Here is a 24,390-nt window from a genome sequence, read left to right on the forward strand (position 1 = left end):
AGGCTTGGCGCGACAGCACGCCAATTGAGAAGTTTGACACCAGTATAGCCAGCAGACAGAAACCCTCGCTTTTGGTAGCGTGTTCGCGCGCATCCCGGCGCACCATTTGCCGGATTATTTGCAGAAAATGTGAATGAGTCAGCATTTCACCAATAAAGGAGTGGGCACCCCGTGCTGCCCCATAACAAGAGGGAATTTATGAGTTCCATTGCCAGGAATTATCTCAACCAGCTCAACGCCGACTACCTGCAGGTGCACAGGCGCAAGGAGGATCTGTTCTGGTCCACCTACATGGGCACCAGCGACGATCAGGCCGGTTTCACCGCCGCCGAGCAGGCTTACAAGGCCTTCTGCGCCGATCCGGCGCGCCTGCCGGTGCTGCGGGAGATGCATGCCATGGCCGAGGAGACCGAGCTCAAGCGCGGTCTGGCAGGCTGGATCGCCTTCTTCGAATGCAACGTCATCGAGGCGCCGGACGCCGCCGCCCTGATGGACGAGCTGGTGGCCGCCGAGGCGGCGCTGTTCGCCCGCCGTCGGGAGCTGAAGCTGACCTTGCTGGACGAACAGGGCCGCCAGGTGGTCGGCAGTCTGCCCGCCGCCAGCACGGCATTGGCCGCCAGTAGCAACGAGGCGGTGCGCCAGAGCGCGCTCGCCATGTTCCACACCCTGGAAAACTGGGTGGTCGACAACGGCTACCTGGCCATAGTCGCGCTGCGCAACCGCTTCGCCCGGGCCATGGGGTATCGCGACTACTTCGACTACAAGGTGCACAAGAACGAGCAGATGAGCCCGGCGCAGCTGTTCGCCATCCTCGACGACTTCATCGCCGGCACCGAGCAGCGGTTGCACCAGAGCCTGGCCGAGCTGAAAGCGGCCAAGGGGGAAGCGGCTCTGCTGCCCCACAACCTGCGCTACAGCGTGAGCGGCGACGTGACCCGCCAGCTCGACCCTTACGTGCCTTTCTCCCGCGCCTTGCAGGATTGGGTCGAGAGCTTCCGCCGCCTCGGCATCCAGTACCGCGGCGCCAGCCTCACCCTGGATCTGCTGACCCGGGAGGGGAAATACGAGAACGGCTTCTGCCACGGCCCGGTGCCGAGCTTCTGGCAGGAGGGGGAGTGGGTGCCGGCGGTGGTCAACTTCACCAGCCTGGCCGACCCGGCCCAGGTGGGCAGCGGCTGGAGCGGGCTCAACACCCTGTTCCACGAGGGGGGCCATGCGGCGCACTTTGCCAACGTCACCGGCAACGCCCCCTGCTTCTCCCAGGAGTTCCCGCCCACCTCCATGGCCTACGCCGAGACCCAGTCGATGTTCTGCGACAGCCTGCTGGATGACGCGGACTGGCTCAAGCGCTACGCCAGAAATGCGGCGGGGGAGCCGATCCCGGATGCGCTGATCAAGGCGATGATCGAGGCACGACAGCCGTTTCGCGCCTTCAACGAGCGCCAGATCGCGCTGGTGGCTTACTTCGAGCGGGATCTCTACGCCATGGACGAGGCCGAACGTACCCCGGCCGCCGTGCTGGCGCTGGCCCGCCGCTGGGAGCGCCAGATCCTGGGGGTGGAGAGCCCGCGTCCGCTGCTGGCCATTCCGCACCTGCTCAACCAGGAGTCGGCCTGTGCCTATCACGGCTACCTGCTGGCGCTGATGGCGGTGGAGCAGACCCGCGCCTATTTCCTCAAACGCGACGGCTACCTCACCGACAACCCGCGCATCGGGCCGGATCTGGCCGCCCACTACTGGGGGCCGGGCAACGGCATGACCCATGACGAGACCCTGCGCAGCCTGACCGGCAAGGGCTTCAGCGCCGGCCCGCTGGCCGCGGTGTGCAACCAGAGCGTGGCCGAGGCGTGGCAGCAGGCCGAGGCTTGCATGGCGGCGGCCCGTCAGCGTCCGCCGGCCGGCGAGGGGGCACCGCTCGATGCCCGCATTCGGGTAGTTCACGGCGACCAGCTTATCGCCGACAATAGCGACTCAGAGGAAGCCATGTTGGCCGGCTTCGAACGCTGGATCCGCCACTACTACCAGGAGGCGGCCACCAGTCACTGAGGCGCAAGCCGGTGAACATGCGTTATGTCAGACCCCTGCCACGGCAGGGGTCTGTTTTTCATGGGAAGGAGTCGAGGGTGGGAACAAGATCGCGGTGGAGGTGGCTGCTGGCCACGCTGCTGCTGACGGGGTCGCTGGCGCAGCCGGCCCGGGCACTGCAGGCGCTGACCGAGCAGATGCCCCCTTACAACTACCAGCTGGCCGGCCAGCCGGTGAGCGGTTTCTCGGTGGATCTGCTGCAGGCCCTGCTGGCGCGCAGCGGCTTGGCGCTGCGCGGCGACATCCAGCTGCTGCCCTGGGCGCGGGCCTATCAGAATGCCCGTTATCGGGCGGGCAGCATCCTCTTCTCGGTGGCGCGCACCCCGGAGCGGGAGCACCAGTTCCAGTGGGTGGGGCCGGTCGGGCCGCGCACCATCAGGGTGTGGCGGCTGAGCTCGCGCACCGACATCCAGCCCCGCAGCCTGCAGGAGGCGGGCGACTACCGGATCGCCGTGGTACGCAACTCGGCCTCGGCCCAGCAGCTGATCCGCCAGGGGCTGGCGCCGGTCAGCGTCAACAGCGAGGAGGACAAGTTTCGCATGCTGCTGCGCGGCCGGGTGGAGCTGGTGACGGCGCTGGATCTGGGGGCGGCCTTCCACATGCACCAGCTGGGGCACGGCTTCGAGGCGCTCACCCCGCTGTTCGTCTATGACGACAGCGAGCAGTATTACTTCGCCCTCAACCTGGCGACGGAGCCGGCCAAGGTGCAGGCCCTGCAGCAGGCCCTCGACCAGATGCGCCAGGATGGCTCGCTGGAGACCCTGCGCCGGCGCTGGCTCAACCTCCATGCGCAGCCCACCGTCTCGCCCGGCGGGGCTGCTCCCTTCTGATCCCCCGTCACCCCGCCGGGCCTAGCCCTGGATCTTCAGCACGCTGACCGGTTTGCCCTTGAGCGCCACCAGCAGCTGGCGGCCCGCCAGCTTGTGGCCGTCGATCATGATGGAGTTGTGGCTGAAGTTGGCCACCAGCCGGCTGCCGTCGGAGAAGCGGGTCTCCTGCACCCGGCCCACCCCGTCACGCCAGCGAAAGCCCACCAGCGCCTTGTCCCACAGCGCCTCGTGCAGTGGGGCGAACTGCTCGTTCAGCCGGGTCAGCTCCGGCAAGCGACTGGCCAGCGTGCTGCGGCTCAGGTTGACCAGCGGCGGGGTGTTGTAGAGCAGGCCGAGCAGGGCACGCTCCTCCTTGATGCCGGGGAATTTCAGGTTGTCCAGCAGCCAGTGGTGGCTGTTGAGCACGGAGTCGTGGAATACCGCCTGATAGAGGGGCAGCCGATCCGCCGGATTGAACACTGTCTTCAGGTAGCGCGGCTTGAGCCGGGCGGGCTGGAAGAAGACTTGCGGCGCCTCGTCCGGCCACCACTTGCCGAGGTAGTAGGGGGACTTGGCCTGCTTGCGCATGGCGGCATCCTCCCAGCCAAAGCCCCAGCTCTGGATGCCGTGGGCAAACAGCAGCGGCTTGCTGGTGAGGGCGTTGCCATCCTCCGAGCCCAGCACCAGGCCGAGGTGATCCCCCACCCAGCTCATGCGGGCGTTGCGGTCGGCGACCATGGCCTGACTGCCCTGCTGGTGGGCCGGGTTGTAGTCGTTGGAGGCCATGGCGGTGCCATCCACGTCGAGGAACAGGCTGTTGATGCCGCTGGCCTTGGCCAGCTCGCTCATGCGCCCCTTGGCAAAGGGCAGGGTGCAGCCGGGGTTGAGATAGACCCCCTCGCCGCCAAAGCCCGGCTTGGGCTTGCCGTTGGCCTCGACGATGGCGCAGCGCTTGCCGATCTCCGGCGGCAGCTGGGCGGTGAGCCAGCTGTCGTTGGTGCCGGGCGCGATGGCGGTGTCGTAGGAGTCATAACTGCCCACCAGATAGCCCTGGCGCTGGGCGGCGGTGAGGGCATAGCCCTGCTGCAGGGCCGCCGTCCACTGCGGAGTGCCGAGCCACAGCTTGCGCAGTCCCGCCTGCTGCAGCGCCTCGATCACCGGCAGCGACAGCCCCTGGCCCCAGCGCTCCTGGGGCACCAGCAGATCCCCCAGCTGACCCTTGACCCACTGCTGACGCAGGGCCAGCACCTTGCTCTGGGCCTGCGGGCCCTGCTGGGCAGGCAGCGGCAGCTGGCTGGCAATCAGCCGGTTGAGGCCGCCCATGATCAGGCTCTGCTGCCAGATCTCGGGATGGGCGGCGGCCAGCGCCTCCCGCTCCTCGGCGTTGAAGGTCTGCAGCCACTCCGGCTTTTGCTGCAGTCTGGCCTGCAGAGCGGGCCACGCCTTCACGTCCTGCCGATCGAGCAGGGCATCCCCCCACAGGTAGACATGGCTGGCGCCGATCAGTCGCCGGCCGGCCGGGACGCGGGCAATCTTGTCGGCCAGGGATTGCCAGGCCCCCTCGCTCTGCAACCATGCCCGGTAGCGGCGTGCCCCTGCCAGCCAGTCATCCCCCACGCTCAGCCGCACCACCATGGGCGCCTGAGCGTTGAAGCTGCTGAACTCGTGGCTGGCGCTCAGCTGCAGCCGGCCCCCCTGGCGGCTGAACTTGAGCCGGTTGTCGTAGGGGCTCTGCAGGATCCAGCTGTAGGTCTGCTTGCCCGCATCCTGGCTCCAGAGCGGCAGCTTGAGGTCGTAGTGGGTGTTGAGCTCGGCCAGCTCGTCGCCGACATAGCCGAGCCAGTCGCTGTCGCGCACGGAGAAGCGGCTGCCCTCGCCGATGGCGAGGGAGAGGTGGGTCTGGTTTCTCGGCAGGCTGTACCAGGTCAGCTGACGGGGACTGTCGCTGGCAAGCGTCAGCAGCAGGTCGTCGCCATCCAGCCTGACCTCCACCCTGGCCTCCTGGGCGGGCCAGCGCCAGCTGGCCTGCTGGTCATCCTGCTGCAGCTGATCGACCTGGCGGGCGGGCTGGCCCGCGCTGACCGGGATCCGGTTCACCGCAATGGCCAGGGTATCGGGATCGATGCTGTAACTTTGAGTCCCGCCTTGCAGGGTCAGAGGGGCGGCGGCGAGCGGCGCCGCCAGCCATGAAATTGCCAGCCAGCCCAGTGCTGGCGCCGTTATTCGCAAACCGTTCATGCAACATCCTTGACCTGATCAATGCCATCAGGGTACGCCGCAGCCCGCCTCCCGGTACAGCCAAATTTGCTTAACCCATATGGGGTGAAGGGAGTCATGCCGGTCGCTTTCACGGACGTTTTACTGCAGCAAAAAAGCATCATTCGAACCCTTCCTCAGCCCCCGCCAGCGCTGGCTTTGTCGACTCAAATGGATGTGTGCAAACACCAGCGTCGATTTTTCAGACGCCCCATATAGGGGGGTGCCAGCCTTGTCGCCAGTTTCTAGCATGCCCCCTCACTTTGAATGCAATTCATTGTTTTATAAGGATTGTTTTTGACTGGAGTATCAGTATGAAGAGAGCGAAATGGGGGCTTGGGCTGGCGTTGTGCGCCCTCTTGGCCGGGGTGATCGGCTGGTGGCTGTGGCCGCAGCCGGTGGCGCCCGGAGCAATGACGACAGGGGATGAGGCGCGTGCGGCAGAGTCGGCCCCGCTGGTGGAGCTGACGCCACTCGCCGCCATGCCGGTACCCGCGCTCAAACCGGCGCCGGTCACGCCCCCCGCCAAGCCGGATCGGCTGCGGGAAGATGGCAGCCAGCAGCTGGAGACCCCCTGGCAGGCGGCCGAGGTGGATGCGGACTTTCCGCTGGCGGAGCCCGGCGATGCGGTCGAGCAACCCCAGCCGATCGCCCTGCAGGGCAGCGATCTGGAGCGGGCCCAGGTGGGTGACAGCGTGGCGTTGCCGCTGCCGGATGGCAGCACCCTGCAGGCCAGGGTGACCAAGGTCGAGCTGCAGCGCGGCGGGGAGCGCAACTGGCAAGGGGAGATTCGGGTCGAGGGTGACAGCTATCCGGTCAATTTCACCGTCGGCAAGCAAGCGACTTTCGGGTTCATCGGCACGCCGCAAGGCAGTTACTCCGTCGAGACCCTGGGAGGCAAGGGCTGGGTTTACAAGAACCCGCCGCTGGATCTGGGTCATGGCGGCGATGACGCCCTGATCCCGACTCACCAATAACAACAGAAAAGGAAGATCACATGCAGAAAACTACCTTGGGGATCATGATTGCGGGATTGCTCGGGGCGACCCCCGTGCTGGCGGAAACCATCGACCTGATGGTGCTGCACAGCCCGGGGCTGGCGGCCCGCTATCAGGGGGATGCGCAGACCCGGATCCAGCACATGATCAACGTCACCAACCAGATCTATGCCGCCAGCGGCCTGGATCTGACGGTGCGGAGCGTGCACGACCAGCAGGTCAATTACCCGGATGGCGGCACCGACGAATCCGCACTCAACGCGGTGACCTACCAGCAGGATCCGGCTTTCAAGCAGGTACCGACCCTGCGCACCCGTTATGGCGCCGACATGGTGGTGCTGATGCGCCCCCAGACAGGTGATCACGGCAGCTGCGGGCTGGCCTGGGTTGGTGGTTCCGCGACCTATAGCGATGGCCGCAAGGCGTATGCCGACGGGGATGTCTCCCAGGATGCCGGCAGCATGTTCAGCCATGTCACGGCCACCGGCTGTGGCGACGTGGTGCTGGCGCACGAGCTGGGTCACAACATGGGGCTCAACCACTCCCGCCTGCAAGATGGCACGGGGGGCACTTACCACTATGCGCTGGGACACGGGGTGCGGGGTTCCTTCGCCACCGTGATGGCCTATCCCTCCAGCTTCGGGGTCTACAGCCACGAGTACAAGTTCTCCAGCCCGGACCTGGTCTGCAAGGGGCAGCCGTGCGGCGTGGATTACCGGGATCAGGCCAACGGGGCCGATGCGGTGCGGGCGCTGAAGGTGACCACGCCGCAGATCGCCGCCTTCTACCCCACCATGGTGACGGAAGCGCTGCCGGATCTGGGCGAGCTGGAACGCTCCCTCGAAACCCGGCGCCAGGACTTGGCGGCGGCCCAGGAGCACTACAGCCAGCAGGTGGCGGCCAGAACCGCCCTGCAGGATCGCCAGCAGACGCTCAAGGGCAACTTTGATCGCTACCAGCGCGAGCTGAACCAGCTGAACCAGCGCAACCGCCAGACGGTGCAGGAGATCAACCGGCTGGTGCGCGAGCACAACAGCTACAACGGCAGCTACGGCCCGGAAGAGTATCGCCGGATCCGAGTCATCCAGGCGGGCCTGAGCACCCGCATCGATCAGTTGCACGATGAGAACAACGCCATCATTCGCCAGTCCAACGAGATCAGCCAGCGTTACCAGGCCGAGGTGAAGGAGTACAACGGCAGCTGGGATCGCTACAACCAGCTGGTGGCGGCGGTGAAGAGCGCCGACGGCAAGGTGGATGAGGCGCGCCGCGAGCTGGAGCTGGCCGAGCACAGGTATCAGTTGGCGCTGGCCCGCCAGCCGGCCGAGACGCAGCCGGCCTGATGCATCAAGGGCGCCCCGCAACAGGCGGGGCGCCCTTGATGTCTGTCTGTCAAAGGAGCCGACCGGGCAAGCCCGGCCGGCTCCTCTTTTTATGGCGGGCTTATCTGGCCGCCGGTAGCTGGGCGAGGGCGGCCTGCACCGCGGCTGCCAGCTGGGGATCGCGCCCCGCCACCATGTCGGCCGGGGTCAGTGCCACCTGCACGTCCGGGATCAGCTCCTGGTTCTCGTACAGGGTGCCGTCGGGGTTGCGCAGCCCCAGGGTCGGGATGCCGTAGGCGAGGCCCGGGATCAGCCTGGAGGTGTGGCCGTACACCATGGTGCCAGTACCCGGCACCGGTTCGCCGACGATGGGGCCCACCTTGAGGGTGCGGTAGTACTGGGGAAAGGCCGAGCCTTCCGAGTAGCTGCCCGCATTGACCAGCACCACCGAGGGCTTGGTCCACTGGCGGGTGGCGGCGTCCGTCTCACCCTTGCCAAGGCGCGGCCAGCTGCTGGCCATGCCCTGGGCGCTGCCGCTGCCGGTCAGGAACTCCACCAGGGTGTTGGCCAGATAGCCCCCCTTGTTGAAGCGCACGTCGACGATCAGCGCCTCGCGGTTGCGCTGGCGACCGAGGGCGTCGGCCACCACCTCCTCATAGACGGCGCTGCTCATCTCCGGCAGATAGACATAGCCGACCCGCCCCTGACTCAACTGTTCCACTTGGCTGCGGCGCTTGGCGATCCAGCCGTCGAGCTGCAGCTGATACTCCTGCTGCTGGTCGATGGCGGTGACCTCCAGCTGGTGCGGCTCCTTGGCCCCCTTGGGCAGCAGGGTGAGGGCCAGCCGCTGGCCGGCCTGATGGTTGAGCAGGGCATCCAGCTCGTTGAGGCTGTGCAGTTCGGTGCCGTTGATGGCCAGCAGGCGGGCGCCTGGCGCCAGATCCGTCTCCTGCTCCAGCGGGCCGCCGGCCAGCAGGGCGGTCAGCTCGACCGCTCCTTGCCGCTCGCGCCAGTAGCCGCCGAGGCTGGCGGTGTCGTCCGGCATGCGCAGGGAGGAGTCGGGGACGCTGCCCCAGGTGTGAGAAACATTGAGCTCGCCGGCCAGCTCCGCCAGCAGGTTGCCGAAGTCACGCTCGTTGCTGATGCCGGGCAGCAGGCGGCGATAGGCGGCCACGTAGCCATCCCAGTCCACCCCGTTCATGTCGGCCCGGTAGAATTCGTCCCGGGTGAGGCGGGTGATCTGGTCGAAGGCGGCGTTCATCCGATCCTGCCAGCTGGCGGTGATCAGCAGATTGAAGGGGTGGCTGCTGGCCTCGCCGGAGCGGGTATCGATGAGGGCGATCTCCCCCTCCCGCACCAGGGTGGCGAGGCTGGCATCTTGGTTGAGGCTGGCCAGCGCCGGCCCCGGCTGCTCGGCAAACAGCAGCTTGGTCTCGCCCTTGCGCAGATCCCGGGCGTAACCCTTGATCTCGCTCTCGCCGTTGGCCCCGCTGGTCTCCACCAGATAGACCAGGTGATCGTCGACGATGCGACTGGCGAGAGCGGTGCCTTCTGGCTGCAACTGCAGCGCCTCCCGGTGTGCCAGCCGGTCGGTTTCGAAGCCGTAGCCAGCCTTGGGCGGTGCCTGTTCGGCAAGGAAATCGCTTCTGGCGGCGCGGCTGCTGTAGAGGCCGAGCAGGCTGCTGCCGAGGGGCTCGCCATCGGCCCCCAGCACGCCGTACTTGGTGGATTGCCAATAGAGAATACCGCCATCCTGGCTCCAGGCCGGCTCACCATCCCGATAGCCGTTGAGGCTGACGTTGACCGGCTTGGCCTTGGCATCCCGGGTGTCGATGACGGCGATCTCCTGCTGGCTGGAGTCGGGCTGGATGGTCAGCGCCAGGTGGCGCGAGTCGGGGGCAAAGGCCAGCTCCACCGTATGGCGGGAGGGGTTGAACTCGGCGGCGACCAGCTGGCGCTGCTTGCCGCTGGCCAGATCCAGCAGATGGACGGCCTGGCCATCCACCACGAAGGCGAGCTGCTTGCCGTCGGGGGAGAGGGTCGGCACGCTGATGGCGGCGCCCGGGATGGCCAGCAGCTTCTCTTCTATCAGGGTGCCGGGCGCGCTGAACAGGGTGTCTGGCTGCTCCTTCTTGAGGCGATACAACGCCGCCGGCCCCTCCTGTTCGGAGAGGTAGATGAGCATCTGCTCCTTATCGAGATAACGTGGCGCCGACTGCTCGCTGGGGTGGCGAGTGAGCTGGCGTACCCGCTCGCGCCGGGTGTCGACCGCGTAGAGATCCCCCTGGCTGACCAGGATCACCTCTTCTCCGTCCTGGCGGGCGATGGCCTCGTCGATGGGGCCGGGCTGCCAGCTCTGTTCGGCCGGCACCTTGGCGAACAGCGGCTGGATGGCGAGCTTGTGCGGGGTGTCGCTGCCTGCATCGAGGCGGTAGAGCTCCCCCTGCCAGGACCAGACCAGATCCCCCTGGCGGGAGGCACTGAGGCCGCGCACCGGGTGACCCTTGAAGTGGGTGAGCTGGCGATCCTGGCCGCTGGCCAGATCCCGTTGCCAGACGTTGAAGTCGCCGCTGCGCTCGCTCAGGTAGTAGAGCTGCTTGCCCTGCTCATCCCAGACCGGATCGCTGGCGGCTACCCTGTCTTCGGTCAGCTGGCGATGCTGCTTGCCGTCAAACAGCCAGAGGCGGGAGACGGCGAACGAATGCTGATGCTTGCGAAACGGCTGATCCATGCCCGGCATCTGGTAGGCCAGCTGGTTGCCGTGGGGGCGGGCCAGGGTGGCGGGCAGGGGCTGGGCCGGGGTTAGCGGGCCGCCGGTAACTGGCGTCCAGTAGAGGTTGCTGGCCCGATACCCCTCCGCCACGAAGTGATCGGCATCGGGGTTGGTCAGGCGCTGGCTGCTCAGCAGCAGCTGCTTGCCATCGGCGCTGAAGGCCTGGGGCAGATCGGGGCGCGAATCGCGGGTCAGCCGCTCCATCTCGCCGCCGCGGCTCGGCACCACGAACACGTCTTCATTGCCGTAGAGGTTGGCGGCAAAGGCTATGAGCTTGCCATCCGGCGACCAGAGCGGGCGCTGGCTCAGATAGCTGCCGTCGGTGAGGGGCACGGCGCTGCCGCCATCCCCCGCGCTCAGGTAGATGCGACCCTGCCAGGTGAAGGCAAGCTGCTTGCCGTCGGGGGAGAGGGCGGGCTCGCGCAGCCAGAGTGGCTCGGCCGCCTGCAGGGGGGAGCAGATCAGCAAGAGCAGCAGGGAGAGTCGGTATCGCATCGTGAGGTTCCTGAGAGGTGAAAAGCGCCTTATCTTCCCCCAATGTCCCGCCCGGGACTATCCCGAGATAGGGGGGTTATCCCGTTGTTTTAGCAGTTAATTGTAACAATCTATAAAAGATGGCGCGGGATATGTTTCTCTGGATATATTGAGTATTGATGGCGATCCAATATGATGGCGCTCGCCCGCCACACCAGGCGGTGCAGTTCAGATGATTTGGTAACAGAAAAGCCCTTACCAGAGGCTTGCCGAGGGATGGAATGAGAGCCGTATTACTGTGTTTGCTGGGGCTGTGGCCCGCATTGAGTTTTGCCACCCTGTCCGCCGATATGGTGGTGGTGAAGAAATCGAGTTATAGCCTGACCCTGATGAAGGATGGCAAGGAGGTCAAACGCTACTGGATCGCTCTGGGCCCGGCTCCCAAGGGGCACAAGCAGCGGGAAGGGGATCAGCGCACGCCGGAAGGCCGTTACATCCTCGACTACAAGAAGACCAACTCCAACTATTACAAGGCCATCCACATCAACTACCCGAATCTGGACGACATCAAGGCGGCCAACGAGATGGGTGTGCGACCGGGCGGCATGATCATGATCCACGGTCAGCGCAACAGCATAGGCAACACCCGTTTGCAGCCGTCCAACTGGACCAATGGCTGCATCGCCATGCTCAACAAGGATCTGGACGAAGTGTGGAACGCCATCGAACCCGGCACTCCCATCATCATTCAGCCCTGACTCTCTGCAGCGCGCCACCTTCGGGTGGCGTTCTGTTTTTTGGGCCCTCTGTTCTGCTTCATCCTCTCTTTACCCGCAGCCTCTTGGTATCCGTCCCCGTGCTGTGCTAGTTTTTCCGGCTCGCCGTGGCCGCAACAAGGATGATCCCATGCCGTCAGCAACCCTCTCTCCGTCCGTCGGGGCCGAGAGTACCCGCGCGCTCTGGTGGCGCGCCTCCATCGATATTCTGCCGCTCTCCGTTTCGGTGATCCCCTGGGGGATCCTGTGCGGCGCCCTGGCGCTGCAGGTAGGGCTGAGCCCGCTGCAGGCCCAGCTGATGTCGCTGCTGGTCTATGCCGGCGCCGCCCAGCTCTCGGCCACCACCCTGTTCGGGGCAGGCACGCCGCTGCTGCCCATCATGGGCTCCACCTTCGTCATCACCTCTCAGCACCTGCTCTACGGCTTCACTTTTCGCCGCGACGTGCTGCCGCTCTCCCTGCGCTGGCGCGCCAGTCTCGCCTTCTTCCTGACTGACGAGATGTTCGCGGTGGCGCTCAAAGACAGGGAGCGCGGTGGCCGCTTCGATCCGGCCTACGCGCTCATCGCCGGCTTCGTCTTCTATCTGTTCTGGAATCTGGCGACCCTGCTCGGCATCGCCGCCGGCCAGTACATCGACGGGCTGGATCAGATGGGGCTGGACTTCGCCATCGCCGCCACCTTCATCGCCATGACCATTCCCGCCATGAAGAACCTGCCCATGGTGGCGGCCACCCTGGTGAGCGGGGCCATGGCGCTGCTCACCAAGCCGCTGCTGGCGGAGGTCTACATCATCATCTCGGCGCTCTCCGGCATGCTGGTGGGTTATGTGCTGCACCGGATGAGGAGGTAATCATGAGCTGGCTGATGATAGGCCTGCTGGCCCTGATCACCTTTTTCAACCGCTTCGCCTTCTTCTCGCGGCTGACCCGCTATCAGCCGGGCGCCGAGATGGGGGCCTTCCTCAGCTTCTCGGCCCAGTCGGTGTTGACCGCCATCTGGCTGCCCATCGTCTTCAGCTATCAGCCGGGCGCTGGGCTGAGCTGGGATCCGGACTACCTGGTCGCCACCCTGCTGGTGACGGCGCTGACCCTGCTGCGGCTGCCGACTCTGCTGGTGGTGGTGGTCGGCATGGGGGGCTTCTTCCTGCTGCGCTGGCAGGGGGGCGTGGCCCAGCTGCTGCCCTGGCTGGGCTAGGCCCGTGATCCTGCATGGCGGATGTCTTCATTGGATATCCGCCATGTTGTGAATGTCACTTCAAAAAACACCTCTCAAGTGTGAGGATTTAGCTCCCATCCGTCGAGGAGCGAGCCATGTCCTTCACCGAAACCTGCCAGCGCATCGTGCGCGATCCCCTGTTGTCACCGGCCCAGAAGAGCCATGCCCTGGCACTGGCCGCCGAGAATGCGCTGCCCTATCCTGCGTTGCCCGCCGAGGTGAGCGAGGCGATGGCCAAGGGCTTTGTCTGCGACATGTTCGAGGGACACGCTCCCTACAAGCCGCGCTATGTGCTGCCGGATTACGAGAAGTTTCTGCGCCAGGGCTCCGCCTGGCTGGAGCTGGCACCGCCGCGGGATTTCGACGAAGCACTCGATGCCCTGCGCATTCTCTACCACCACGTGCCCTCCGTCACCGGCATGCCGGTCTGGCTGGGCCGGCTCGATCACCTGCTGCTGCCCTTCGTCGGTGAGCTGGATGACGAGGTGCTCTATCGCAAGCTGAAGGGGTTCTGGATCTACCTGGACCGGGTGCTGCCGGATGCCTTCATGCACGTCAACATAGGGCCGGACGACAACCGGCTCTGCCGCCTGATCCTGCGCATCGACGGCGAGCTCAAGCAGGTGGCCCCCAACCTCACCCTGTTTCACGATCCGGCGCAGACCCCGGACAGCCTGCTGCTGCAGGGGGTGAAGAACATAGCGGCCTGCAGCAAACCACACATCGCCAACTACCCGCTCCATCGCAACACCTTCGATGAGCGCGGCTTCGGCATCGTCAGCTGCTACAACGCCCTGCCCCAAGCGGGCGGCGCCAACACCCTGGTGCGGGTCTCCCTCAAGCGGGTGGCCGAGCAGGCCCACGGCATCGACGACTTCCTGGGCTGCCTGCTGCCCCACTACTGTCGCCTCGCCTCCCGCCTGATCGAGGCGCGCGCCGCCTTCCTGCACCAGGAGTCCGGCTTTTTCGACAGCTTCCTGGTGCAGGAGGGGCTGCTGGAGGAGGGTCGCTTCGTGCCCATGTTTGGTATCTACGGCATGGCCGAGGCGGTCAACCTTCTGATGGACAAGGAGAATCTGCCGGAGCGCTACGGCCGTGACGAGGAGGCGAACCAGCTGGGCTATCGCATCTCGGCCCAGCTCGCCCGCCACGTGAGCGAAACGCCGCAGCGCCACGCCTGGGGCGGCCGCGCCCTGCTCCACTCCCAGGGCGGGCTCAGCGTGGATCGCGGGGTGACCCCCGGGGTGCGCATCCCCTATGGCGAGGAGCCGGATCCCGCCAGCCATGTGCTGGCGCTGGCCCCCCACCACGGCTTCTATCACTCCGGGATCAGCGAGATCCTGACCCTGGATCCCACCATCCGCCAGAACCCGCAGGCGCTGCTGCAGCTCTGCAAGGGGGCGCTCGCCATCGGCATGCGCGAGTTCACCGCCAACGTGGCGGACAGCGACCTGGTGCGGGTGACCGGCTACATGATCCGCAAGAGCGACGTGGCCCGCTTCGCGGCCGAGGGCTCGCGGCTGCAGACCACCTGCCTCGGCGCCGAGGCGAGCGAGCTGACCGGGATCTGCCAGCGGTCGCCGCGGGTGGTGGGGCGCGAGGCGACCCTGTGTGACTACTGAGTGCGGCAGGCGGGCAGGGGCGGCGCGCACCGCGACGGTGAGCCGCTGGCTGCCCTTCTCCTGCGTGGACGGCCCCGGCAACCGGCTGGTGCTGTTTCTGCAGGGGTGCAACTTCGCCTGCCCCGGCTGTCATAACCCGCACACCATCGGTCTCTGCGATCACTGCGGTGACTGCGTGCCCGGCTGCCCGAGCGGGGCCCTGACCCTGCACGAGGGACGGGTCAGCTGGCAGGCGGCGCGCTGCACCGACTGCGATGTCTGTCTCGATGTCTGCCCCCGCAGCGCCAGCCCCAAGACCGCTACCATGACGGTGGCCGAGGTGCTGGCCCTGCTGCGCCGCTACGGCCCGCTGCTGACCGGCATCACCGTCTCCGGCGGTGAGGCCACCACCCAGCTGCCGTTCGTGATCGCGCTGTTCACGGCCATCAAGGGGGCGCCGGATCTGGCCCATCTCGACTGCCTGCTCGACAGCAACGGTTCGCTCGCCGAGGCTGGCTGGCAGCGGCTGCTGCCGGTGCTGGACGGCGCCATGATCGACCTCAAGGGGTGGTGCGACTCTGTGCATCACATGCTGACCGGCTATGGCCGCGAGCGGGTGCTGGCCTCGCTGCAACTGCTGGCGCAGGCGGGCAAGCTGGCGGAGGTACGCCTGCTGCAGGTGCCGGGGCAGAGCGATTATCTCGCCGCCGACGGCACGCTGGATGGCGGGCTCGCCGCCTTCTTGCTGGCTCTGGGGCCCGTGCCCATCCGTCTCAACGGCTTTCGCCATCACGGCGTGCGCGGGGCGGCGCAGGGCTGGCCACAGGCGACGCGAGAGGAGCTGGAGCAGCTGGCCGCGGCGCTGGCGGCGGCGGGGCTTGGTCCCGTCACTCTGCCGCCGCTGCTCTGAGTAGCCGGATGCTAATCAGCTGATCGCAAAGGGATTTAATACGACAAGGCAAGATTGGGCGGCGAACCGAGCGGTTCGGCGTGGCTTTTATGCTGCCTGAGTCTTGAGATGACGTAACTGTGATTGCTGTCTATTTGAGCTCTGCGAGGGGGCGGCTAGAATGGGTCAATCGCCCACCATCAACAGACGAACATGAGTGAATCCAACGCCTTATATCGAGTGCAGTTCATTTGTCACAACGAGCGTTACGAAGTCTATGTCAGGGAAGTGAGCCAGGGTCAGCTGTTCGGCTTTATCGAGATCGCCAACTTCGTGTGGGACAACCACACGGCGCTTATCGTCGACCCCAGCCACGAGAAGTTGAAGAGTGAGTTTGCCGACGTCAATCGCACCATGATCCCCATGCACCACGTGCTGCGGGTCGATCAGGTGCGCAAGCAGGGGGCTGCCCGCATCACCGAGCTGGGCAACAACGTCTCTCCTTTCCCCGGCCCCATCTACACCAAGAAACCCTGAGCACAGTCGTGCCTGGCACAGCCTGTGCCGGGCACGGCCCTCATCATGCCAGCGCGCGGGCCAGCTGCAGGATCCGCTGGCGAAACCAGCGCCGCGCCGGCTCTTCTCCTGCCGGGCCGTACCATACCAGGCTGTGCGTGACGGCGCCGTAATCAAACGGTACCGGCCTGCTCACCAGCCCTTGCGGGGCAGCCTGCTCGGCCCAGCCGTTGACGGCGGTGAGGATCAGATCGCTCTGGCGCAGCAGGGTCGCCGCACTGCCAAAATCGGGCAGGATGGCGGCGATCTGCCGGCGCACCTGCAACTGGGCTAGGCTCTGCTCGAAGAAGGGGTTGGCCAGCTCCTGATCGCGAATGGCGATATGGCGCCAGCTCAGGTAGGCATCGAGATCCCAGGGCCGCGCCAGCGCCGGGTGATCCGCGCGCAGCAGGCAGACCAGCTTGTCCTCTCGCAGCGTCTCCCACACCAGCCCTTGCTGGCGGGGCAAGGGCTGGCTCTGATCGTGGGGCAGGATCACGAAGTCGAGCTTGCCCGCCGCCAGGGCCGCCAGCCCCTGCTCATCCTTGTTGCGAATGTCGGGCACCAGGCCCGGCACCTCGCGCATCAGCTGCGCCAGAATGGGCCCCATGGGCCAGACCATGCCGCTCTCGCGCAGGGCAAATTTCAGCTGTCCCTGCCAGCTGGCGGGATCGAACCCGCCCTGGCCGGTGAGGCCGTTGAGCTCGCTCAGCAGCCGGTGCAGGGTGGGGCCGAGCCGCTCGGCAAACGGGGTTAGCAACAGCTGGTTGCCCTGGCGGTAGAGCAGCTGATCGCCGAGCAGATCCCGCAACTGGTTGAGGGTCTTGCTGACGGTGGAGGGGGTGGTGCAGAGCCGCTCGGCGGTGCGGGTGACGCTCTGGCTGTCAAGCAGCAGGTGCAGGGTAACCAGATGGCGGCCGCCCAGTCGCGACAGCGCGATCAGATCCATGAGGCCTCCTGCTGCGAGACGAGGCGGGCTGGATGGCGCAATGGAGACGGCGCGATCAGGTTCATAGGGACTCCACGAGCAAACGGGACAAACAAAAAGCCCCGCCTGAGCGGGGCTTGCGGGGATCAGCCCTTGAGCACGGCGGCCATGGCGTCGGCCACGTAGTCGACGTTGCGGCTGTTGAGGCCCGCCACGCACATGCGACCGGAGCGCACCAGATAGACGGCGAACTCTTCGCGCAGGCGGTCCACCTGCTCCGGGGTGAAGCCGGTGTAGCTGAACATGCCGCGCTGGTTGATGAAGTAACTGAAGTCACGGCCCGGCACCTTGGCGCTCAGCACCTCGAACAGTTTCTGGCGCATCGCCTTGATGCGGGTGCGCATCTCGGTCACTTCACCGACCCACATGGCGTGCAGTTCGGGCTGGCTCATCACCGCTGCGGTGATCTGGCCACCGTGGGTGGGGGGGCTCGAGTAGTTGCGGCGCACGGTGGCCTTCATCTGGCCCAGTACCCGACCCGCCTCTTCGGCATCCTGGCAGATGACCGACAGGCCGCCGCAGCGCTCGCCGTAGAAGGAGAGGTTCTTGGAGAAGGAGTTGCTGACGAAGAAGCTGACGCCGGCGGCCACCATGGCGCGAATGGCATAGGCATCCTCCTCCAGCCCGTCGCCGAAGCCCTGATAGGCGATATCCATAAAGGGGATCAGCTGGCGTTCCACCACGAGTGTAATGACCTGGTCCCACTGGGCGCGGGAGAGATCCACCCCGGTCGGGTTGTGGCAGCAGGGGTGCAGCAGCACGATGCTCTTGGCCGGCAGGCTGCTCAGGCAGTCGATCATGGCGTCGAATTGCACGCCGCCGGTGGCCGCATCGTAGTAGGGATAGTCGTGCACCTTGATGCCGGCCCCCTCGAACATCGCCTTGTGGTTGTCCCAGGTGGGATTGCTGACCCACACCTCTGAGGTCGGGAAGTAGCGCTTGAGCAGATCGGCGCCGATCTTCAGCGCGCCTGAGCCGCCGATGGTCTGGATGGTGGCGATGCGACCCGCCTTGACCGCTTCGTGGTCGGCACCGAACAGCAGGTGCTGCACCGCGGTGCGGTAGTTGGCGGCGCCTTCCATCGGCTGGTAGGGGCGCGGGGCCGGGGCGGCGGCGCGCTGCGCTTCGGCCTGCTGGACCGAGGCCAGCAGCGGAATGCGGCCCTGCTCGTCGTAATAGAGGCCGATCCCCAGGTTCACCTTCTGCTCGCGGGTGTCTTTGTGGAAGGTCTCGACCAGGGTCAGGATGGGGTCGCCAGCATAGGCATCGACGTGTTCAAACATGGGGGGTCCTTGCGAAATGGAATCCAGGGTATGGCGATCAATGATCGGCGGTCATCATGGCGTAAAGCCGGCGAGGGCTCAAGTCTGAAAGGGGCGGGGAGCGTGGGGCCGATGCCGCCCAGCCGTAAACGGGATGATGCGGGTCGCTCGCGGCCCCCTCCACCGGCCTTACTTCAGATAGGATCGCAACACCCGCACCACTTGATCCAGATCCTCCAGCCGCTCGGCCGGGGTCGCCTCTTCGGCGCCGAGATGCTCGCGCATGTGGCCCTCCAGCACCTCCAGCATCAAGCCGTTGACGGCGCCGCGAATGGCGGCGATCTGCTGCAGGATGGCGGCGCAGTCGCTTTCCTGCTCCAGCGCGTTCTCCAGTGCCCCTGCCTGTCCCTTGATGCGGCGCACCCGCGCCAGCAGCTTCTTCTTGCCGTGAATGGTGTGTGACATGCAGGATCCTCTCGATCAATAAAACTATACTGGGGTATAGTATATTGCATTGTCGTCCTCAGGAGAAATCCATGTCATCCCTCGCCTCATCCCACTGCCACCAACCCGTCGTCCACGAAGGGAATCCGCTGGCCGAACAGAAAACCCGCTGGGCCGTGCTGCTGACCGTCATCATGATGGTGGCGGAGATCGGCGGCGGCTGGTTCTACAACTCCATGGCGCTGCTGGCCGACGGCTGGCACATGAGCTCCCACGCGCTGGCGCTCGGCCTGTCGGTGCTGGCCTACCGCGCCGCCCGCCACTTCGCCCGCGACCACAGATTCAGCTTCGGCACCTGGAAGATCGAGGTGCTGGGGGGCTTCACCAGCGCTCTCTTGCTGGTGGGGGTGGCCGGCATGATGTTGTTCGAGTCGGTGTTCCGGCTGCTGGATCCCAGCCCGATCCACTACCAGCAGGCCATCGTCATCGCCCTCGTCGGCCTGCTGGTGAACCTGGCCTGCGCCTGGCTGCTCAAGGATGATCACGGTCATCACCATGGGCACGGCCACGACCACCATCATGATCATCACGACCACGATCACTCACACGATCATCACGGCCATCAGGATCTCAACCTGCGCGCCGCCTACATCCACGTGCTGGCGGATGCGGCCACCTCGGTGCTGGCGATTCTGGCGCTGGTGGGGGGCATGCTGTGGGGGGCCGACTGGCTCGATCCCCTGATGGGCATAGTGGGCGCCGTGCTGGTGGCGGTGTGGGCCTGGGGGCTGCTGCGCGACTCCGGCCGAGTGCTGCTGGATGCCGAGATGGATGCGCCGCTGGTGGCAGAGATCCGCGAGGTGATCGCCGAGTTGCCGGAAACCGAGATCCGCGATCTGCACGTCTGGCGGGTGGGGCAGCAGCAGTATGCCTGCGTGCTCTCCCTGCTGATGGCGGCGCCGCTCTCCGCCAGCGAGATCCGCGCGCGGCTCGCCATCCACGAGGAGCTGGTGCACGTCACCATAGAGGTGGGCACCCCCTGATCCTGGCCGGTTGGCCGCAACAGCAGGAAGGGGCCAAGGCCCCTTCCTGTTTTTCTGGCTCAGTGCGGCGGGCCCTGCACATCGTCCGGTTTGTGCTGCCAGATGGCGCCGAGCAGTAGCTTGAGCAGCAGCCCGGGTGGATTGTCCAGCAGCCGGCCCGACTCCAGCTGCAGCTGGCCGTCGGGATGAAAGCCGAGGCTGGCGTGGATGGTGCCATCCTCGCCGCACACCTGGATGAGACCGCTCAGGCTGCCGCGCTCCCCCGGCTGGCAGCGCAGCCGCAGCTCCCGTGGCTCCCCCAGCAGGGTGAAGGCGCGGGCAAGGGGCGGGGTATCTTCATAATCCGGCCAGTTGAAGAAGTGGTACTGCTCGGCCAGGGTGCCCGCCTGCTGGCAGAACTGGTCGAACAGCTGGGCAATCCCCTGATACTCCTGATCCAGCCGCCTGGCCTGCTCCTCAATCCGTTTCATCTCCGGTTGCTCCTTTGCTCGCTCTTGTTCACTTATCCATTTGATCGGAAATCTTTTTTTCCGAAATTGGACGCGCCTTCCGCTGGTATGGGCCGAAACGGACGACGGGTCTGTGAGCCCGATCCTATTTTCGTTATGAAAACGTTATCTTGTTGAAAGAGGTTAACTTTTTTGCCTTCCTGCTCACATTTGAAACGATTTCAGCTGATTAATATGGCCCCGCTCGGCAATGACCGGGTACTCGAATATCGAGACTAACTACAGCGGGAATTATAAAAAAATGGATATGAAAAAGACCAAGGTGGCGCTGGTAACAGCCTCACTGCTCGCGCTTTTGTCCGGCTGCAATGACAACAGCTCTTCCCCCACCCCGGAACCCTCGGACGGCCCAGTCGCCCGTCTGCCCAATGTACAACCCCCGGCCGAACAGCTGGTGGCCGGGCCCGATCAGGCGGTGATCGCCCTGGTGGATACCCAGACCAGTGCGGCACGCGGGGTCACTGGCCCCTTCGCCAACTACAGCCTGCACCTGTGGAACAACGACGCCTGCAACGCCACCGCCGAGAGCGGCCTCAACGCGGGCTGGGACGACAAGGCCAACACCCCGGCCGCGGTCGACGGCTTCGGTCCGAGCTGGGTGGTGCCCCTCAGCAAGGTGGAAGGGTGCATCAACTTTATCGCCCGTAACGGCGATCTGGCCAACCTGACCGGCAGCGACATGAAGGTGGTCTTCAGCGATCATCCGGACCGCACCGTGGCCATCGTCGCCGGCAAGAACGAGATCTTCGGCAGCCGGGCCGAGGCTTTCACCGCCGCCTTCGGCGTGGCGGGCGCCAGTGCCCACCTGATCGACGGCAACACCCTGATCTGGCAAGGGGGCAAGGACAAGCCCCATGTCCGCCTCTACTACACCGAGTCCGGTACCATCAAGGCCAACGCGGAAGGGGTGTTCGACTTCCCCTACATCACCCTTACCCCGACCAGCCTGACTGCCGAGCAGCAGGCCAAGTATCCGCATCTGAAAGATGCTGCCGCCTTCGCCCTGCCGGCTGGCAAGGACCTCAAGCCGCTGCTCAAGGGTGAGCTGGTGGCCATCGGCACCGATGCCGACGGCATTCTGCAGGGGGCGACCCTGGTGCAGAGCGCCGGCGCCCTCGATGCTCTCTACAGCGAAGCGGCCACCAAGCTGACCTATGGCGCCGTGGTGGAGGGGGGCAATGTCACCTTCCGGCTGTGGGCGCCGACCGCAAGATCGGTCAAGCTGGCGCTGTTCGACGAGCAGCACAAGTCGCTCGGCGAGCGCACCATGACCCTGGACGAGGCCAGCGGCAGCTGGAGCGTGCAGGGCGGCAGCGAGCTGGTGGGCAAGTTCTACCGCTACGACATCCAGGTTTATCACCCGGTCAGCCGCAAGCTGGAATCCTATCAGGTGACCGACCCCTACTCCCTGAGCCTGGCGATGAACTCCGAGTTCAGCCAGGTGGTGGATCTCAACGATCCGGCCCTCAAGCCGGAAGGGTGGGACAGCCTGAAGGCGCCCCACAGCCAGCAGAACCCCGCCGACATCACCATCTATGAGGCCCATGTCCGCGATCTGACCGGCAACGACGACTCCACCCCGGCCGAGCACCGCGGCAAGTTTCTCGGCCTGACCGATACCGACACGGCGCCGGTCAAGCACCTGCAGGCGCTGGCCAAGAGCGGCGTCAGCCACCTGCACCTGCTGCCGGTGTTCGACATCGCCACCGTCAACGAGGATCCGGCCAAGGTCGCCAACATCGGCGACGACTTCGGCAAGCTGTGCCAGGTCAACCCCGAGGTGCAGAACTCCAAGTTTGCCGGCTACTGCAGCAGCGGCCAGACCATCGAGGCCGTGCTCGGCGATCTGCAAGGTAGCGACAGCAAGGAGAACCCGCAGGTGCAGGAGCTCTACGGCTACCTGCGCGGCGTCGACTCTTTCAACTGGGGTTATGACCCCTACCACTACACCACCCCGGAAGGCTCCTACGCCACCAACGCCGAGGGCAGCCAGCGCATCCTGGAGTTCCGCGAAATGGTCAAGGCCATCAAGCAGAACATCGGCATGAACGTGGTGATGGACGTGGTCTACAACCACACCAACGAGGCGGGCCTGGGGCCCAAGTCGGTGCTCGACAAGATAGTGCCCTGGTACTATCAGCGCCTCAATCCGGAGACCGGCTCGGTGGAGAACTCCACATGCTGCTCCAACACGGCGCCGGAACACGCCATGTTCGCCAAGCTGATGGATGACTCCCTGGTCACCTGGGCCCGCGACTACAAGATCGACGCCTTCCGCTTCGACCTGATGGGCCACCACCCGAAAGATCAGATGGTGCAGGCGCTGGCTGCGGTGAAGCAGGTCAACCCGGAGATGTACTTCTACGGCGAGGGCTGGAACTTCGGCGAGGTGCAGGATGACAAGCGCTTCGTGCAGGCGACCCAGAAACACCTGGCCGGCACCGGTATCGGCTCCTTCTCCGACCGGCTGCGGGATGCGGTGCGCGGTGGCAGTCCGTTCGACGGCGGCGACACCATTCGCAAGACCCAGGGCTTTGGCAACGGCGCCCTGGTGGATGCCAACGAGATGGACGGCGTCGATCGCGCCACTGCTCTGCATCAGGCCGATCTGGTGCGCCTCGGCATGGCCGGCAACCTCAAGGACTTCATCCTGACCGACAAGGACGGGATGCCGAAGAAGGGCTCCGACATCGACTACAACGGTCAACCAGCTGGCTATGCCCAGGATCCGACCGAAATCCAGAACTACGTCGACAAGCACGACAACCAGACCCTGTTCGACAACCTGATCTACAAGGCGCCGCAAGGGGCCGATCTGGTGCGGATGCAGGGGGTATCGCTGGCCACCGCCATGCTGGGGCAGGGCATTCCCTTCACCCACGCCGGTGTCGAGCTGCTGCGCTCCAAGTCCATGGAGCGGGACAGCTACGACGCGGGTGACTGGTACAACCGGGTCGACTACGGCTTAAATGACAATAATTTCGACAAGGGGCTGCCGCGCAAGGACAAGGATGGCGACAACTATCCGCTGATCGAGCAGGTGCTCGGCAAGCACGTCAAACCGAGCGGTGCCGACATGGCGACCATGGTGGGCTTCTATCAGGAGCTGGCCGAGCTGCGCCAATCCTCCCGTCTGCTGCGTCTGGGCAGTGGCGCCGAGGTGATCAAGCGGGTCGATTTTCGCAATACCGGCCCGGATCAGGTGCCCGGCCTCATCGTGATGACGGTGGATGACGGCATCAATGCGGGTGCGGATCTGGATCCGGCCATCGACGGTCTGGTGGTGATGATCAACGCCACCAATGCTCCCCAGAGCGTCAGTGACTTCCGTGACGGCAACGATCAGCCCATCGACCTGGCCAGCCTGCAGCTGAGCCCGGCCCACCACGGCGGCGAGAGCATCGCCCGCGATGCCGCCGTCAATGGCGGTACCCTGACCCTGGGGGCCTGGTCGGCGGCGGTGTTCGTCAAGCCGCAGAGCGGTGCCCAGGGCAGCGGCCTGCCGGTCGGCAAGAAGACTGATCTGAGCACGGTACCGCCGTTTGGTGACACCGCCGTCTATCTGAAGGGGTTTCTCGATGAGTGGGGCAACACCAACCAGATGACCTTCACCAGCAACTTCATGTACGAGTTCACCACCGAGGTGAGCAGCGACAAGCTGGGCACCACCAACGTCAAGATCGCGGATGCCAGCTGGGGTCCCCTCAACTACGGCAGCTGCAACGCCGGTGACAAGCTGGTGGTCGGCACCCCGCTGACCCTCTGCAAGGGTGGCGATACCGGCAACATCGGGCTCGATCTGGCCAAGGCGGGCAGCTACAAGTTCGTGTTTACCGCCATGAACAAGGAGAAGCCCACCCTGAGCGTCAGCTTTACCGAGCCGGTGCAGAGCTGCAAGGTGCTGGACACGGTGGCGGGCAATCCGCTCGGCTACAACCTGTTCGTCAAGGGCGAGCTCTCCGGCTGGAATGCTCAGCCCCAGTACCAGTTGAGCTACAAGGGGATGGATGGGGATCTGGCCATCTATCAGGCGGCCTTCAACTACACCGGCAGCACCGAGTTCAAGGTGGCCAATGAGGACTGGAGCAAGGAGTACCTGCTCAACGGTGGCGGTGCGCTGAAGGCGGAGACCGGTTACCCGTTCGCCTTCTCCCAGGCGGGCAGCGCCAACAACAGCATCACCTTGCCGCAAGGGCTGTGGAGCGTGCTAGTGAAGGTTGACCCGGCCGGTGCCAAGGCGGGCACCGCGGTGATCCAGGAGTGCAGCGCCAAGTAGTCATTCCCATCGAGCCCGGGGCTGGCTCGGCAGCCCAGGGTTGAATTCCACCTCGCCAAGGGTGGGATAACACCGAGAGAGTAAGCAAAGCGCGACTGCCGACCGGCAGCCGCGC

General features: G+C 65.4%; 18 protein-coding genes. 12 read left to right on the forward strand and 6 right to left on the reverse strand.

Annotated elements, in window-relative coordinates:
• The first annotated feature begins 198 nt into the window (after positions 1 to 198).
• On the forward strand, positions 199 to 2,046 hold the full coding sequence (locus tag AB5Y95_RS16010) for a M3 family metallopeptidase (protein ID WP_349934385.1): 1,848 nt from the start codon (positions 199 to 201) through the stop codon (positions 2,044 to 2,046).
• A 77-nt stretch (positions 2,047 to 2,123) separates the two neighbouring features.
• Positions 2,124 to 2,915 carry a substrate-binding periplasmic protein gene (locus tag AB5Y95_RS16015; RefSeq protein WP_368161572.1) on the forward strand — a complete coding sequence of 264 codons (792 nt, stop codon included), beginning with the start codon at positions 2,124 to 2,126 and terminating at the stop codon, positions 2,913 to 2,915.
• A gap of 21 nt (positions 2,916 to 2,936) precedes the next feature.
• Here AB5Y95_RS16015 and AB5Y95_RS16020 read toward each other — a convergent pair whose 3' ends face one another.
• Positions 2,937 to 5,132 carry a glycoside hydrolase gene (locus AB5Y95_RS16020; protein ID WP_368161573.1) on the reverse strand — a complete coding sequence of 732 codons (2,196 nt, stop codon included), beginning with the start codon at positions 5,130 to 5,132 and terminating at the stop codon, positions 2,937 to 2,939.
• Positions 5,133 to 5,464: 332 nt separating this feature from the next.
• On the opposite strand from AB5Y95_RS16020, the gene AB5Y95_RS16025 reads away from it, so the two are divergent.
• On the forward strand, positions 5,465 to 6,127 hold the full coding sequence (locus AB5Y95_RS16025) for a hypothetical protein (RefSeq protein WP_054544038.1): 663 nt from the start codon (positions 5,465 to 5,467) through the stop codon (positions 6,125 to 6,127).
• 20 nt (positions 6,128 to 6,147) lie between these two features.
• Positions 6,148 to 7,491: a zinc-dependent metalloprotease gene (locus AB5Y95_RS16030; RefSeq protein ID WP_279484895.1), complete on the forward strand. Its 1,344-nt coding sequence runs from the start codon at positions 6,148 to 6,150 to the stop codon at positions 7,489 to 7,491.
• Positions 7,492 to 7,591: 100 nt separating this feature from the next.
• Here AB5Y95_RS16030 and AB5Y95_RS16035 read toward each other — a convergent pair whose 3' ends face one another.
• Positions 7,592 to 10,738, reverse strand: coding sequence for a S41 family peptidase (locus AB5Y95_RS16035; RefSeq protein WP_368161574.1), 3,147 nt, complete (start codon positions 10,736 to 10,738; stop codon positions 7,592 to 7,594).
• A gap of 260 nt (positions 10,739 to 10,998) precedes the next feature.
• On the opposite strand from AB5Y95_RS16035, the gene AB5Y95_RS16040 reads away from it, so the two are divergent.
• From AB5Y95_RS16040 to AB5Y95_RS16065, 6 genes are all read left to right on the forward strand, one after another.
• Entirely contained in the window at positions 10,999 to 11,475 is a 477-nt protein-coding gene (locus AB5Y95_RS16040; RefSeq protein ID WP_005308598.1) for a murein L,D-transpeptidase family protein, read from the forward strand.
• Positions 11,476 to 11,623: 148 nt separating this feature from the next.
• A complete protein-coding gene (locus AB5Y95_RS16045; protein ID WP_368161575.1) occupies positions 11,624 to 12,343 on the forward strand; it encodes an AzlC family ABC transporter permease in 720 nt (239 codons plus the stop codon).
• Positions 12,344 to 12,345: 2 nt separating this feature from the next.
• Positions 12,346 to 12,687 carry an AzlD domain-containing protein gene (locus tag AB5Y95_RS16050; RefSeq protein WP_017780431.1) on the forward strand — a complete coding sequence of 114 codons (342 nt, stop codon included), beginning with the start codon at positions 12,346 to 12,348 and terminating at the stop codon, positions 12,685 to 12,687.
• A 116-nt stretch (positions 12,688 to 12,803) separates the two neighbouring features.
• A complete protein-coding gene (locus AB5Y95_RS16055; protein WP_368161576.1) occupies positions 12,804 to 14,330 on the forward strand; it encodes a YjjI family glycine radical enzyme in 1,527 nt (508 codons plus the stop codon).
• Between the two features lie 37 nt (positions 14,331 to 14,367).
• Positions 14,368 to 15,219: a YjjW family glycine radical enzyme activase gene (locus AB5Y95_RS16060; RefSeq protein WP_368161625.1), complete on the forward strand. Its 852-nt coding sequence runs from the start codon at positions 14,368 to 14,370 to the stop codon at positions 15,217 to 15,219.
• A 192-nt stretch (positions 15,220 to 15,411) separates the two neighbouring features.
• Positions 15,412 to 15,735 carry a DUF1820 family protein gene (locus tag AB5Y95_RS16065; protein WP_005308607.1) on the forward strand — a complete coding sequence of 108 codons (324 nt, stop codon included), beginning with the start codon at positions 15,412 to 15,414 and terminating at the stop codon, positions 15,733 to 15,735.
• Between the two features lie 43 nt (positions 15,736 to 15,778).
• On the opposite strand, the gene AB5Y95_RS16070 is transcribed toward AB5Y95_RS16065, so the two are convergent.
• The 3 genes from AB5Y95_RS16070 to AB5Y95_RS16080 form a co-directional block, all read right to left on the reverse strand.
• Positions 15,779 to 16,702 (reverse strand): LysR family transcriptional regulator, encoded by a 924-nt coding sequence (locus AB5Y95_RS16070; protein ID WP_201989666.1) that lies wholly within the window; start codon positions 16,700 to 16,702, stop codon positions 15,779 to 15,781.
• Between the two features lie 125 nt (positions 16,703 to 16,827).
• Entirely contained in the window at positions 16,828 to 18,024 is a 1,197-nt protein-coding gene (locus AB5Y95_RS16075; RefSeq protein ID WP_042051443.1) for an amino acid aminotransferase, read from the reverse strand.
• Positions 18,025 to 18,192: 168 nt separating this feature from the next.
• Positions 18,193 to 18,468, reverse strand: coding sequence for a metal/formaldehyde-sensitive transcriptional repressor (locus AB5Y95_RS16080; RefSeq protein WP_010635175.1), 276 nt, complete (start codon positions 18,466 to 18,468; stop codon positions 18,193 to 18,195).
• A gap of 71 nt (positions 18,469 to 18,539) precedes the next feature.
• On the opposite strand from AB5Y95_RS16080, the gene dmeF reads away from it, so the two are divergent.
• Entirely contained in the window at positions 18,540 to 19,490 is a 951-nt protein-coding gene (gene dmeF / locus AB5Y95_RS16085) for a CDF family Co(II)/Ni(II) efflux transporter DmeF (protein ID WP_368161577.1), read from the forward strand.
• Between the two features lie 59 nt (positions 19,491 to 19,549).
• On the opposite strand, the gene AB5Y95_RS16090 is transcribed toward dmeF, so the two are convergent.
• Entirely contained in the window at positions 19,550 to 19,960 is a 411-nt protein-coding gene (locus tag AB5Y95_RS16090) for a hypothetical protein (protein WP_017784615.1), read from the reverse strand.
• Positions 19,961 to 20,240: 280 nt separating this feature from the next.
• On the opposite strand from AB5Y95_RS16090, the gene pulA reads away from it, so the two are divergent.
• Entirely contained in the window at positions 20,241 to 24,275 is a 4,035-nt protein-coding gene (pulA, locus tag AB5Y95_RS16095; RefSeq protein WP_368161578.1) for a pullulanase-type alpha-1,6-glucosidase, read from the forward strand.
• The last annotated feature ends 115 nt before the right edge of the window (positions 24,276 to 24,390 follow it).

Origin of the sequence: Aeromonas sp. R5-3 (assembly GCF_040908225.1) — a bacterium.
GTDB classification, from domain to species: domain Bacteria; phylum Pseudomonadota; class Gammaproteobacteria; order Enterobacterales; family Aeromonadaceae; genus Aeromonas; species Aeromonas dhakensis.

Coding starts and splice junctions, on each gene's coding strand:
- AB5Y95_RS16010 (WP_349934385.1), top strand. CDS start 199: ATGAGTTCCATTGCCAGGAATTATCTCAACCAGCTCAACGCCGACTAC.
- AB5Y95_RS16020 (WP_368161573.1), bottom strand. CDS start 5,132: ATGAACGGTTTGCGAATAACGGCGCCAGCACTGGGCTGGCTGGCAATT.
- AB5Y95_RS16025 (WP_054544038.1), top strand. CDS start 5,465: ATGAAGAGAGCGAAATGGGGGCTTGGGCTGGCGTTGTGCGCCCTCTTG.
- AB5Y95_RS16030 (WP_279484895.1), top strand. CDS start 6,148: ATGCAGAAAACTACCTTGGGGATCATGATTGCGGGATTGCTCGGGGCG.
- AB5Y95_RS16035 (WP_368161574.1), bottom strand. CDS start 10,738: ATGCGATACCGACTCTCCCTGCTGCTCTTGCTGATCTGCTCCCCCCTG.
- AB5Y95_RS16040 (WP_005308598.1), top strand. CDS start 10,999: ATGAGAGCCGTATTACTGTGTTTGCTGGGGCTGTGGCCCGCATTGAGT.
- AB5Y95_RS16045 (WP_368161575.1), top strand. CDS start 11,624: ATGCCGTCAGCAACCCTCTCTCCGTCCGTCGGGGCCGAGAGTACCCGC.
- AB5Y95_RS16050 (WP_017780431.1), top strand. CDS start 12,346: ATGAGCTGGCTGATGATAGGCCTGCTGGCCCTGATCACCTTTTTCAAC.
- AB5Y95_RS16055 (WP_368161576.1), top strand. CDS start 12,804: ATGTCCTTCACCGAAACCTGCCAGCGCATCGTGCGCGATCCCCTGTTG.
- AB5Y95_RS16065 (WP_005308607.1), top strand. CDS start 15,412: ATGAGTGAATCCAACGCCTTATATCGAGTGCAGTTCATTTGTCACAAC.
- AB5Y95_RS16070 (WP_201989666.1), bottom strand. CDS start 16,702: ATGGATCTGATCGCGCTGTCGCGACTGGGCGGCCGCCATCTGGTTACC.
- AB5Y95_RS16075 (WP_042051443.1), bottom strand. CDS start 18,024: ATGTTTGAACACGTCGATGCCTATGCTGGCGACCCCATCCTGACCCTG.
- AB5Y95_RS16080 (WP_010635175.1), bottom strand. CDS start 18,468: ATGTCACACACCATTCACGGCAAGAAGAAGCTGCTGGCGCGGGTGCGC.
- dmeF (WP_368161577.1), top strand. CDS start 18,540: ATGTCATCCCTCGCCTCATCCCACTGCCACCAACCCGTCGTCCACGAA.
- AB5Y95_RS16090 (WP_017784615.1), bottom strand. CDS start 19,960: ATGAAACGGATTGAGGAGCAGGCCAGGCGGCTGGATCAGGAGTATCAG.
- pulA (WP_368161578.1), top strand. CDS start 20,241: ATGGATATGAAAAAGACCAAGGTGGCGCTGGTAACAGCCTCACTGCTC.